Here is a 12,092-nt window from a genome sequence, read left to right on the forward strand (position 1 = left end):
GTGACCTTGATGCCCATCTCTTCCACGGCGCCGATCACTTTGGCCGGTGGCGCGGCGCCTGCGACCATGGCATTGATAGGGTGATCAATGGCAGCCTTCGCCGACTCAGGCATGTTGACCAGAGCGTTGAGCACGATCGGTGCACCACAGAAGTGGGTGACCTGATGCTCGCGGATCAGGGTCAGAATCTTCTGCGGGTCGACGCGGCGCAAGAACACATGCACGCCAGCCATCGCAGTGACGATCCACGGGTAGCACCAGCCGTTGCAGTGAAACATCGGCAAGGTCCACAGAAAAACCGGGTGGTGCCCGATGTTCCAGATCATCTGGTTGCCCAGCGAGTTCAGGTAAGCGCCCCGATGGTGGTAGACCACGCCTTTCGGGTTACCGGTGGTGCCGGAAGTGTAGTTCAGTGCAATCGCCTGCCACTCGTCGTCCGGCCATTGCCAGGCGAACGCGGGATCACCTTCGGCCAGCAGCGCTTCGTAATCGAGGTCGCTGACGGCCTGGCCTTCGCCATACTCCGGGTCATCGACGTCAATCACCAGCGGCGGGTGGTCCAGCATGCCGATGGCGGCGCGGATCACGTCATGGAACTCGCGGTCAGTGATCAGCACCTTGGCCTCGCCGTGCTGGAGCATGAAGGCAATCGCTTCGGCATCCAGGCGCACATTGAGCGGGTTGAGCACCGCGCCGATCATCGGCACTGCAAAGTGAACCTCAAGCATGGCTGGGATGTTAGGCAACATCACGGCCACGGTATCGTTCTTGCCAATGCCGCGACCGGCCAGCGCCGAGGCCAGACGACGGCAGCGCGCATAGGTTTGCGCCCAGGTACGACGAATCGAACCGTGGATCACGGCGGGGTAGTCAGGGTAGACGCTGGCAGTGCGCTCAATGAAGCTGAGCGGCGACAAAGCAATATGATTGACAGCCGAAGGGGCTAACCCCTGCTCGAAGATCGACATGTGGCGGGTACTCGGTGGCTGATTATTAGCTCTATATCTGACCGTTCAGATTGCTCGTAGGGTCAGTTAATTATCCGACGCACCTTATATGCTAATTGCCATCTGATATGGAAGTACTACCTGAGTAGTATAGTAAAAATACTATACGTTTTTCATCTTGCACTAAATGGATACAGCCCTGCTAGTAAGGCGCGTATATGCTTGGCGTCCGCTACAAGGAGCTGCGATGACCTCAACCCCCGTTCGATTACACAGTTGGTTGCGCCTGCAATGTGAGGGCGTGCCTCTGGCTGCCCGTGCCGACTCATTGTGCCGCGCGTTTCAGGACTGTCCCGAAGTGCGTCAGGCGGTGTATTTGAGTTGGCAGCCACAGGCGCGAATTTATAGCCATGAAGGCGCCGCTCAGCATTTGCCACCGGGTCTGGGAGACCCATTGTTGGCCAGTGACCAGTTATTATTCGAGCGTCTGGCCGACGAAGGGCGGCTCGATCTGGATCAGGTCCGTCAACTCGATTGCTGGCTGTCTGGCCGTCTGCGCCGTGCGGCTATCAGCTATGGCCAGGTATTTGATCTGGCGCTGGAGCCGGGGCAGGCGGGGCTGCTGTTGGTGGAAGTGTGCGAAGGGGTGAGCCTGGACTGGCTGGGCTGGGTGCAGGATCTGCTGACGACACTGCTGAGTACCGTCAACGGGGTGCTGCGTGGCTCGCCGCTACTGGGCCATGACCCGCAACCGAGTCTGCTGCTGGATGCGCAGGGTCGGCCGCTGGAGTTGAATGCGGCTCTGTTGGCATTGCTCGCCGAGCGGCCTTTGACCGACGTGTCGGGTTTTTTGCCGGTAAACCAACAGGTGCTGGTCCGCGCCTGTCTCGAACAGCAGCGTGCCATTGAAGGGGTCGAGGCACAGTTTGAAGAGCGAATATTGATCTGGACATTTATTCCCGACTTACAGGAAAACCGCGTGTTGGCACGCTGTCGGGAAGCTACCGCGCAAGTGTTGGCGGAACGTGAGGCAGCCAAGGCGCGGCGGTTGTACAGGTTGATTATCGAGAACACCACTGATCTTATTTCCCGGCACACACCGGAGGGATACTTTCTCGACGCCTCGCCGGCTTCCTGGACCTTGCTCGGGTATTGGCCTGAAGAGTTGCGTGGGCTGCCTGCCCACGGTCTATTCCATGCCCAGAATCTGGCCAGTCTGGTGCAGCGCGCGCGGGACGCCCTGGAGCAGGATGGTTATCACACCATGACGTACCGCATCCGCCACCGTGCCGGGCATTACCTTTGGTTCGAGACCGCCTGCCGTGCGATTCGAGAGACTTACACCGGTACGGTGGTCGAGGTAGTCAGCGTTTCGCGTGACATCACCTCTCGGGTCGAGGCTGAAGAGAACAAGCGAAGACTGGCTGAAGTGGTAGAGGCCAATACTGACCCGGTCCTGTTTATCGATCCGAGTGGTCAGGTCACTTACCTCAACCCTGCTGCACGACGTATTTTGCGTCTGGGCGAGCAGCAGCCGATGCCGGCCCTGAGCGAGTTCTTTGCCAGCGATGACCTGGAGCGTCTGCAACGGGAGGGCTGGAGCACCGCCGAGCGCGACGGTTCCTGGAACCTGGAAACACGGCTTCAGCCACCCAGCGGCGGCCCTTCGGTGCCAGTATCGCTGGTGCTCCTGGCTCACCGGCCGGCCGGGGGCGAGCGTTACTACTCACTGGTAGCGCGGGACATGACCGAGCGTGAGCTGCGCGACGTGCAACAGCGTCACCACCAAGACGAACTCGCGCACACCGCGCGTTTGGTGACACTGGGTGAGCTGGCCTCGGGCATTGCCCACGAAATCAACCAGCCGTTGGCGGCGGTGGTCAACTATGCCAATGCCAGCCAGCGTTATTTACAGGCACTGGGTACCAACCCTCAGGCTGCCGAACGGGTAGCCCAGGGTCTGGAACGGATTACCCTGCACGCCAATCACGCGTCGGAAGTGATCAAGCGTCTGCGCGCCTTCCTGCGCAAGGGCCAGCGGCGTATGCAGGCCCTTGATGTCGCCGAGGTCGCTCGGGAGGCGGTGCGCATGTGTGCGTGGGAGGCGAGCAATTGCCAGGTGACTATCGAGGAGCAACTGCCGGATAATCTGCCGCCCGTTTATGCCGACCGGGTACTGCTGGAGCAAGTGCTGCTCAATCTGCTGCGCAATGCCATCGACGCCAATCGTGAGTCTCATCGGGGGCAGCCTTCGATGATTGTGCTCGCTGCGGACCTGGCCAGTGACGGGCGGGTGGAGATCAGTGTGCACGACCAGGGCCCAGGCGTGAGCGAGGCCGAGCTGGAGAAGATATTCACCCCTTTTTACACCAGCAAAGTCGATGGGCTGGGGCTGGGGCTGTCCATGAGTCGCAGCATTATTGAAGGTTTCGGCGGTGAATTGCAGGCCCGGCGCGTATCGGTCGGACTACTGATGCGCTGCTACTTGCCGCTTGTTGGTCCCCTAAAAATAATATCAGGAGTGAATGAATGACGAGTGTCGCGGAGCAGGTGGTCTATGTGGTCGATGACGATCAGGGCATGCTCGACTCGACCGTCTGGTTGCTGGAGTCGGTGGGCCTCAAAGCACTGCCGTTTACCAGTGGCCTCGCTTTCCTGGACGCGTGTGACGCCCAACTCAACGCCTGCGTGCTGCTGGATGTGCGCATGCCCGGCATGGGCGGGTTGAATGTGCAGGAAGAAATGCGCGCGCGTGAACTGAACCTGCCGGTCATTTTCGTCAGTGGCCATGCAGACGTGCCGATTGTGGTGCGCGCATTCAAAGCCGGCGCTCATGACTTTATCGAAAAACCATACAACGAACAGTTGTTGCTGGACAGTGTGCAGCAGGCCTTGGGCAGCTTCGATGCAAGCCGCTCCGGCAGCCAGGGTCATGCACAATTGCAGGCGCGCTTGCTCACGCTGACGCCCCGCGAGCGCGATGTGTTGCTGCCGTTGGTGCAGGGTTACACCACCCGCGAAATCGCCGAGCAACTGGGTGTGAGCGCAAAAACTGTGGATCTGTACCGGTCTCGGGTCATGAAGCGCATGCAGGCCGACCACCTGCCAGATCTGGTGGGCATGGCCATAGTGGCCGGGATCGTGGACCCGCTGAAGCTGCGTTGAGCGCAGAACTCTTGACTCAGGACAGGACGCTATCGTGCCTGGGGAGAGATCCTGTATTTGTTTTTGCGGGCGGCACCACCCGTCGTGGGCCACGTGAAATTCTGCCGACCTGAACCCGAGAAGACCATGAGCTATCCCATCCTGCTGACCCTGCACCTGTTCGCTGCTCTGATCTTCATTGGCACGGTGTTTTTCGAAGTGTTGATCCTCGAGAGCGTCCTCAAGAAGATACCGGCCAAGGCGATGATTCTGGTCGAGCGAGGCATTGCTCTGCGCGCTCGAAAGCTGATGCCATGGGTCTTGCTGACGCTGTTCGGCGCCGGGCTGGGCATGGTCTGGCAGCGCTATTTGCCACTTCTGGCCACGCCGCTGGCGTCTTCTTTCGGTACCTTGCTTGCGCTGAAAATTCTGCTTGCCATCAGCGTATTGGGGCACTTTCTCACGGCCATGTTTTTGCTGAGAAGCGGGCGTATGAATGCACGTTACTCGCGCGTTATTCATATCAGTCTGTTCTGCCACATGGTCGGGATCGTGATCCTGGCCAAGGCAATGTTCTATTGGCAGGGCTGATCGTCTTGCGCACGGTTACGATGGACTGACGCACAGGTTCAGCGGGACAGCAGGCCGTGCTCCATCGCGTATTTAACCAGACCTGCCGGTTTGTCGACCTTGAGCTTGCGCCTGATGCTCAAACGATGGGTTTCGACCGTGCGCACGCTGATAGCAAGTTCCCGGGCAATAGTCTTGTTGTTCAAACCCTGCGCCAGACCGATGAGCACTTGGCTTTCCCTCGGAGTGAGTTCGGTTTCATCTGGTTTCCTGGTGGCCAGTTTGAGGGCCACTTCGGCGCTGTAAAACGTCCCGCCTGTGGCGATCGCCTCGATGGCCGCAATGATTTCCTTTGAGGGGGCGTTTTTCAGCACATAACCACTGGCGCCTGCTCGAATGGAGGTCGCGATGTACTCATGGTTGTCATACATGCTCAGAATGAGGATTTTGATGTCCGGGTACTGAATGCGCAGCAGTCGTGTCAGTTCCAGGCCATTCATGTCTTTCAAACCGATGTCGACCAGCAGAATGTCGGGTGAAACACGGCCGCAAAGATCGAGTGCCTGGGCCCCATTCTCGGCCTCGCCGACCACGTCGAAGGAAGGCCGGACACCCAGCAATGCGCGTATGCCATCACGCACTAAAGAGTGATCGTCCACCAACGCAATACGGATGGGGTATGAGGTGTTCATGATCGCGCTCTGGTTGTTTTCAGGGTTGTTTTTGGCTTGTTGTTATGAGCACTACGCGAGTGAGCGAAGGCGGGTGGGGAGGGTAATGATCAATTCACTTCTGCCAGGGATCGACGACAGACTGAAGTGGCCGTTGAAGTGATCGACGCGCTCGCGAATGTTGCGCAAGCCGATCCCACCGTGGATCTCTTCAAGCCGATTGATATTGAACCCGACGCCATCATCGCATACCGATAGCCTGACCTGGGCCGGATCACCCTCCAGATCAATGTATACGTTATTGGCTTTGGCGTGACGTTCGATGTTGGTCAGCGCCTCCTGCAGGATCCTGAAAAGTGCCACGGGGGCGCCATCGACCAGTTGGACGTCGCCGAGGTTGTTTTCATAGTGAAGGGTCAAACCGCTTCGCAGTTCGAACTCTGTCACCAACTGGGCGACGGCGGCGGCCAGCCCCAGCGTGTCAAGCAACGAAGGGCGAAGATCATGAGAAATGCTCCGAACTTCGCCGATTGCATCCGCAAGCCGACCTATTCCTTGACGAAGGATGTCCTGGCCTTTTTCGCGTCCGGCCTCGAGTTCAAGGGCGGCCAGTTCAAACTGAAATTTGATTGAAACCAACACCTGGCTGATGCCGTCGTGCAGTTCACGCGAGAGCCGTGATCGCTCTTCTTCTTGAAGACTCACAATGCGTTGAGTCAAACCTTGCAGCTTTTTATCGGCTAGACGATGTTCGCTGGCGTTCAAGGTCAGCCCGCACGCAAAGACCAGCAACACGGCGACGAGGGCTACGACACCAATAGCGAGCATGGTGGTGTAGATGCCTCGGGCGACTTCTTCGCGAGCCTGATGGGTGGCGCGCTCGACGTCCTCAAGATAAATCCCGGTGCCGAGCATCCAGCCCCAGCGGTCGAGCATCACGACGTACGCCAGTTTGTCGGTGACCTGTCCGGTCGAGGGCTTTTCCCATGCGTAATGTTGAAACCCGTCGCCGGACTGCGCGCTTTTTAGTAACGCCTGAATCACCGGTAACCCATGGGGGTCGGTCATGCTCCACAAGTCTTGGCCCACCAGCGCGGCCTGACGGGGGTGCATCAGACTGCGGCCGTTATGGTCATAGACGAAGAAATAGCCGTTGATGCCAAAACTTAGCTTTGCCAGCTCATCAAGGACTTTTTGCTTGGTTTGCTCATCGTCCCGACCACTCTCATACACCGGGGCAAGCGCGCTCATCGCCATTTCTACGTAGTTTTTCAGCTCCGCACGTTTACTGGCCAGAATACTGTCTTCAATCAGCTGCGCCTGCTGTTCACCCAGACGCTGGTTTTGGAATATGACCAGCGCGCTGATGACCCCAACGGCCAATATCAGGGGCAGGATGCCGAGGGCGACGATTTTGTATTTGAGTTGCATGACGAGTGAAATCCAGGCTGACGGGTTTGCCTAAAGAGGGCTAGACACCGATTGTCGAACGACTTGACGGCACATGGTAGCCGCGTAAGGCGGCAATTGACCCGCGTAGTTCTACGTAGAAGTCTTAGTAGTACTGCGGATGTTTATACCCGCGTAGTGCGCGGATAGTAGTTAAGCCCTTTTTTACGGGGCATAACAATAACAACTATCGCCGCAGGGCTATGTTCCTCGGCAGGAGACCCACAATGACTCGACTGACCAAACATCTTGCTTGGTTCGCCGTTGCCTGCTTGGGGGCAATTGCATTGGGTGTCGTCGCGCTGCGCCGCGGTGAAGCCATCAACGCACTCTGGATCGTGGTCGCCGCCGTGGCGATTTATCTGGTTGCCTACCGTTATTACAGCTTGTTCATCGCCACCAAAGTGATGCAGCTGGACCCTAATCGCGCCACCCCTGCGGTCGTCAATAACGATGGTCTGGACTATGTGCCGACCAACAAACATATCCTTTTTGGTCACCACTTTGCCGCCATCGCTGGCGCCGGCCCTCTGGTCGGCCCGGTGCTTGCGGCGCAGATGGGGTATCTGCCCGGTACGCTCTGGCTGATTGCCGGTGTGGTGTTCGCCGGTGCGGTGCAGGATTTCATGATTCTGTTCCTGTCCACCCGGCGCAACGGTCGCTCCCTGGGCGAGATGGTGCGTGAAGAAATGGGCCGTGTGCCCGGCACCATTGCCTTGTTCGGTTGCTTCCTGATCATGATCATCATCCTTGCGGTGTTGGCGCTGATCGTGGTTAAAGCGTTGGCGGACAGCCCATGGGGCATGTTCACGGTGCTGGCGACGATCCCGCTTGCGATGTTCATGGGCGTCTACATGCGCTACATCCGTCCGGGTCGCATTGGCGAAATCTCGCTGATCGGTGTGATTTTGCTGCTGGCGTCGATCTGGACCGGCGGGCAGATTGCTGCGGACCCGGTCTGGTCCAAGGCCTTCACCTTCACCGGCATACAAATCACTTGGATGCTGGTCGGTTACGGCTTCGTCGCGGCGGTATTGCCGGTCTGGCTGTTGTTGGCACCCCGGGATTACCTGTCGACGTTCCTGAAAATCGGCACCATCGTTGCGTTGGCAATTGGCATCCTGATCATTGCGCCTGAGCTGAAAATGCCCGCGCTGACTCAGTTCACCGACGGCACCGGTCCGGTTTGGAAAGGCGCGCTGTTCCCCTTCCTATTCATCACCATTGCCTGCGGTGCGGTGTCCGGGTTCCACTCGTTGATCGCGTCGGGTACCACGCCGAAGCTGCTCGACAGTGAAGCCAACTCCCGTTACATCGGCTACGGCGCGATGCTCATGGAGTCCTTCGTGGCGATCATGGCCATGGTGGCGGCTTCGGTGATTGATCCGGGCGTGTATTTCGCGATGAACAGCCCTGCAGCGATTGTCGGCAGCGACGCGGTCACGGTTGCGCAAACCGTCAGCAGTTGGGGCTTTGCCATCACTCCAGACGCGCTGATTGCGGTGGCTAAAGACATCGGTGAAACCACTGTGCTGGCCCGTGCTGGCGGTGCGCCGACCCTGGCGGTCGGTATCGCGCAGATACTGCACCAGGTACTGCCGGGCAAAGACACCATGGCGTTCTGGTACCACTTCGCGATTCTGTTCGAGGCGCTGTTCATCCTCACCGCCGTGGATGCGGGGACCCGAGCCGGTCGTTTCATGCTCCAGGATTTGCTGGGTACCTTTGTACCGGCGCTTAAACGTACTGAATCCTGGACTGCCAACCTGATCGCGACTGGCGGTTGCGTCGCGATGTGGGGCTACTTGCTTTATCAAGGCGTGATCGACCCGTTGGGCGGGATCAACACCTTGTGGCCGCTGTTCGGCATCTCCAACCAGATGCTGGCCGGTATCGCGCTGATGCTCGCGACCGTCGTGCTGATCAAAATGAAGCGCCAACGCTACATATGGGTCACCCTGCTGCCAGCGGTGTGGCTGCTGATCTGCACCACCATGGCCGGCTACATCAAGCTGTTCGATCCGAGCCCGGCGGTTGGCTTTCTGGCTTTGGCGACCAAGTACCGCACGGCGCTGGATGCGGGTCAGGTATTGGCCCCGGCCAAGACTATCGATCAGATGCAGCACGTGATTTTCAACGCGTACACCAACGCTACCCTGACTGCGCTGTTCCTGTTCGTGGTGTTCAGCATCCTGTTCTATGCGATCAAGGTCGGTGTGGCGGCGTGGGGCACCAAAGAGCGTACGGATAAAGAAGCGCCATTCCAGGCGCTGCCAGACGCACGATGAGCCTGGGTTTCAACGGAGGAGCTGCCTATGTTCAATGACCTGAGTCGACTCGGGAAATACCTCGGCCAGGCCGCCCGCCTGATGGTGGGCATGCCTGACTACGATAATTACGTCGAGCATATGCAGATCACCCACCCCGATAAGCCGGTGATGACCTACGAAGCGTTCTTTCGTGAACGTCAGGAGGCGCGTTACGGCGGCGGCAACGGGCAGTCTCCCCGCTGCTGTTGATCGTCTGTCTTGATAGAGCAACGCGCCACGCCTTGTCGTGGCGCGTTGCGTTTGGGCACAAACCGAGGCCTGCGTTTAGTCTTGGCCAACGCTACAAACATCCCGCAGACGATAGTGGACCCGGTGCAACGCCGCGAGCAGTCCGGTTTTTGGAGGCGGGCGGTTCACTGACCCAGATCAACCGACGCAAAATTCAGCCTGTTATAAATATCAGCCTATGCTGCACATGAAATTCGGGTTTCGGGTCGACAAAAGGGGTGAGGTTTGCCCCGTTAATGGCGTTGACGTTTAGAAAGTGCCAGCCCCGGTTGACGTGCCGACAGGGAGCCCAATGTGATGGTTTACGCCTTAGCTGAGGAGTGACATTAAGTGAAAGCTCTCGTTTATCAAGGTCCTGGCCAGAAATCCTGGGAGGACAAAGCAAACCCTATCATCGAAAAGCCTACTGATGCTGTTGTGCGAATCCTGCACACCACCATCTGCGGTACTGATCTGCACATCCTTAAAGGTGATGTTCCTGCCGTCACAAAAGGACGGACGCTGGGCCATGAGGGCGTGGGCGTCGTGGAGGCGGTTGGTTCGGCTGTCCGTAACTTCAAGAAGGGCGATCACGTACTGATTTCGTGTGTCACCTCATGCGGCAGTTGCGCCAACTGTAAGCGTCAGCTGTATTCGCACTGTGCTGATGGCGGCTGGATTCTCGGCCACTTGATTGACGGTACCCAGGCACAACAGGTACGCATTCCGCACGCAGACAATAGCCTGTACCCGATTCCTGCTGGCGCCGATGAAGAAGCGTTGGTGATGTTGAGCGATATTTTGCCCACCGGTTTTGAGATCGGTGTGCTGTCGGGCAAGGTCAAACCGGGCGATTCAGTCGTCATCGTGGGCGCGGGTCCGGTCGGATTGGCGGCATTGCTCACTGCCCAGTTTTATTCTCCTGCCACCCTGATTGTGGTGGATGCCGATCCAAATCGGCTCGAAGTTGCCAAGCGATTCGGCGCCACTCACACCATTGACATCAACGTGGAGAATGCTGTCGATCGAATCTTCGCATTGACCGATGGGGTGGGTGTGGATGTTGCCATCGAAGCCGTGGGCATTCCTGCCTCCTTCGATACCTGTCAGCAAGTGATTGCTCCGGGCGGGCATATTGCCAACGTGGGTGTGCATGGCAAAAGTGTCGAGCTGCACCTGGAAAAACTGTGGATTCAAAACATCAATATCTCCACCGGCCTGGTCAACACCAATACCACGCCGATGTTATTGAAAACGGTGCAATCCGGAAAAATCGAGCCGGGCCAGCTCATCACTCATCGCTTCAAACTAGACAACATTCTTGAGGCATATGAGGTGTTTGCCAACGCGGCCAAAGAAAAGGCTATAAAAGTGATTCTGTCTCAATAAAGCGTCTTCGATCACTGCCCGATACTAAGGAAATCGTATGGATGATCAGGCACGCGTCTCATTGGGCCCGTCCACCGAGGGCTTGTTGCTTGTGATGAACGCAGGTTCTTCAAGCATCAAGTTTTCCATCTACCCATCCAGGCTGGATGATCAAGGGCAGCCCGTGGCCCGCGGTCATGGCAGCCTGGAGAGGCAGGGCAACGTATACCGGTTACGCTTTCGCGAGGTCGCCAGTGACGTGAATGTCGAGGAGCAGTGGCCGCAGACGGATGAGTCGGTCACCGACGAGACGTTGGGTCGTTTGGTTGAATGGATCGAACGCTACACCGGTGACACGCTTGCTGCCGCGGGCCACCGAATCGTTCACGGAGGCGAACGAAAGCAGGTCGCCGCCTTGATCGATGCGACGGTATTGAGCGAAATGGAAGCGCTGATACCGATCGCACCCTTGCATCAGCCTCTGTGTCTGGCCCCGGTGCGGTACTTGGCGCGCGAACACCCTCGACTGCCGCAAGTGGCGTGTTTCGATACTGCGTTTCACCACTCTCTGGATCGCCTGGAAACACTGTATGGACTGCCTCGTGCCTTGAGCGAGGAGGGCATACGTCGTTATGGGTTCCACGGTCTTTCCTACGAATACATTGCCAGTGTCTTGCCGGGCTACGATTCGCGTGCGGCGGCGGGTCGGACCATCGTCGCCCACCTCGGTAATGGCGCAAGTTTGTGTGCCTTGCACGGGGGACTCAGCCGCGCCACCAGCATGGGTTTTACCACGCTGGACGGCATCCTTATGGGCACTCGCCCAGGCCATCTGGATCCCGGCATCCTGCTGTACCTCTTGCGCGAGCGAGGCATGACGGTCCAGGCGCTTGAGCATTTGCTTTATCACGAGTGTGGTGTGTTAGGCGTCTCTGGCGGAATTTCCAGCGACATGCGTGAACTGTCTGCCAGCCAAGCCCCTGAAGCCAAAGAGGCCATTGATGTCTATGTGCGTACCATCGTGCGCGAAATAGGGGCGTTTTCTGCCGTATTGGGCGGGCTTGACGCGCTGGTATTTACCGGCGGCATTGGCGAACACGCGGTCGCCGTGCGAGCCGCCATTCTAAAGGGCTGCGCCTGGCTTGGGCTGGACATGGATGAACCTGCAAACCAAAAGCACGGCCCTCGCCTGTCGCACCCTGACAGCCGGGTGGCAGCTTGGGTAATTCCCACCGATGAAGACAACGTAATTGCACGTCATACCTTGCAATTGCTGCACGCCAGCGCCGAATTCCGGGCGGCAAATAAGAAAACTGAAAGTTATTGAATTAACCACTCCCTGTACGTTCCATTCCTGAGTTGCCGAGCGGTTGTCTGTCAGCCCGCGGATACGAATGGATTGACAA

The 12,092-nt window shown here is 58.0% G+C and carries 10 protein-coding genes; 7 read left to right on the top strand and 3 right to left on the bottom strand.

Translation table 11 applies throughout. The features are described from left to right. Positions 1 to 968: AMP-binding protein (locus QN399_RS07000; protein WP_330200754.1), on the bottom strand; the 968-nt coding region annotated here is incomplete at its 3' end. A gap of 226 nt (positions 969 to 1,194) precedes the next feature. On the opposite strand from QN399_RS07000, the gene QN399_RS07005 reads away from it, so the two are divergent. The 3 genes from QN399_RS07005 (at position 1,195) to QN399_RS07015 (ending at position 4,682) form a co-directional block, all read left to right on the top strand. Next, a complete protein-coding gene (locus QN399_RS07005; RefSeq protein ID WP_322216639.1) occupies positions 1,195 to 3,480 on the top strand; it encodes a PAS domain S-box protein in 2,286 nt (761 codons plus the stop codon). Continuing rightward, positions 3,477 to 4,112 (top strand): response regulator transcription factor, encoded by a 636-nt coding sequence (locus QN399_RS07010; protein WP_219059954.1) that lies wholly within the window; start codon positions 3,477 to 3,479, stop codon positions 4,110 to 4,112. Before QN399_RS07005 ends, QN399_RS07010 begins: the two co-directional genes overlap by 4 nt. A gap of 126 nt (positions 4,113 to 4,238) precedes the next feature. Next, positions 4,239 to 4,682, top strand: coding sequence for a hypothetical protein (locus QN399_RS07015; protein ID WP_322178947.1), 444 nt, complete (start codon positions 4,239 to 4,241; stop codon positions 4,680 to 4,682). A 38-nt stretch (positions 4,683 to 4,720) separates the two neighbouring features. Here QN399_RS07015 and QN399_RS07020 read toward each other — a convergent pair whose 3' ends face one another. Further along, a complete protein-coding gene (locus QN399_RS07020; protein WP_322178948.1) occupies positions 4,721 to 5,353 on the bottom strand; it encodes a response regulator transcription factor in 633 nt (210 codons plus the stop codon). 51 nt (positions 5,354 to 5,404) lie between these two features. Continuing rightward, positions 5,405 to 6,763 carry a cache domain-containing protein gene (locus tag QN399_RS07025; RefSeq protein WP_322178949.1) on the bottom strand — a complete coding sequence of 453 codons (1,359 nt, stop codon included), beginning with the start codon at positions 6,761 to 6,763 and terminating at the stop codon, positions 5,405 to 5,407. A 245-nt stretch (positions 6,764 to 7,008) separates the two neighbouring features. Between QN399_RS07025 and QN399_RS07030 the strand changes: the two genes are divergently transcribed. From QN399_RS07030 to QN399_RS07045, 4 genes are all read left to right on the top strand, one after another. Further along, positions 7,009 to 9,069, top strand: coding sequence for a carbon starvation CstA family protein (locus tag QN399_RS07030; RefSeq protein WP_322178950.1), 2,061 nt, complete (start codon positions 7,009 to 7,011; stop codon positions 9,067 to 9,069). A gap of 27 nt (positions 9,070 to 9,096) precedes the next feature. Beyond that, on the top strand, positions 9,097 to 9,300 hold the full coding sequence (locus QN399_RS07035) for a YbdD/YjiX family protein (RefSeq protein ID WP_322178951.1): 204 nt from the start codon (positions 9,097 to 9,099) through the stop codon (positions 9,298 to 9,300). A gap of 369 nt (positions 9,301 to 9,669) precedes the next feature. After that, positions 9,670 to 10,707 carry a zinc-dependent alcohol dehydrogenase family protein gene (locus tag QN399_RS07040; protein WP_322178952.1) on the top strand — a complete coding sequence of 346 codons (1,038 nt, stop codon included), beginning with the start codon at positions 9,670 to 9,672 and terminating at the stop codon, positions 10,705 to 10,707. 37 nt (positions 10,708 to 10,744) lie between these two features. Continuing rightward, complete coding sequence (locus QN399_RS07045) at positions 10,745 to 12,013, top strand: acetate/propionate family kinase (protein ID WP_322178953.1); 1,269 nt, start codon at positions 10,745 to 10,747, stop codon at positions 12,011 to 12,013. Positions 12,014 to 12,092 lie beyond the last annotated feature (79 nt).

It is taken from the genome of Pseudomonas sp. 10C3, assembly GCF_036346185.1.
Taxonomy (GTDB): Bacteria; Pseudomonadota; Gammaproteobacteria; order Pseudomonadales; family Pseudomonadaceae; genus Aquipseudomonas.

Bases quoted from the DNA above. Each gene is read 5' to 3' on its own strand.
- QN399_RS07005 (WP_322216639.1), top strand. From the start codon at position 1,195: ATGACCTCAACCCCCGTTCGATTACACAGTTGGTTGCGCCTGCAATGT.
- QN399_RS07010 (WP_219059954.1), top strand. From the start codon at position 3,477: ATGACGAGTGTCGCGGAGCAGGTGGTCTATGTGGTCGATGACGATCAG.
- QN399_RS07015 (WP_322178947.1), top strand. From the start codon at position 4,239: ATGAGCTATCCCATCCTGCTGACCCTGCACCTGTTCGCTGCTCTGATC.
- QN399_RS07020 (WP_322178948.1), bottom strand. From the start codon at position 5,353: ATGAACACCTCATACCCCATCCGTATTGCGTTGGTGGACGATCACTCT.
- QN399_RS07025 (WP_322178949.1), bottom strand. From the start codon at position 6,763: ATGCAACTCAAATACAAAATCGTCGCCCTCGGCATCCTGCCCCTGATA.
- QN399_RS07030 (WP_322178950.1), top strand. From the start codon at position 7,009: ATGACTCGACTGACCAAACATCTTGCTTGGTTCGCCGTTGCCTGCTTG.
- QN399_RS07035 (WP_322178951.1), top strand. From the start codon at position 9,097: ATGTTCAATGACCTGAGTCGACTCGGGAAATACCTCGGCCAGGCCGCC.
- QN399_RS07045 (WP_322178953.1), top strand. From the start codon at position 10,745: ATGGATGATCAGGCACGCGTCTCATTGGGCCCGTCCACCGAGGGCTTG.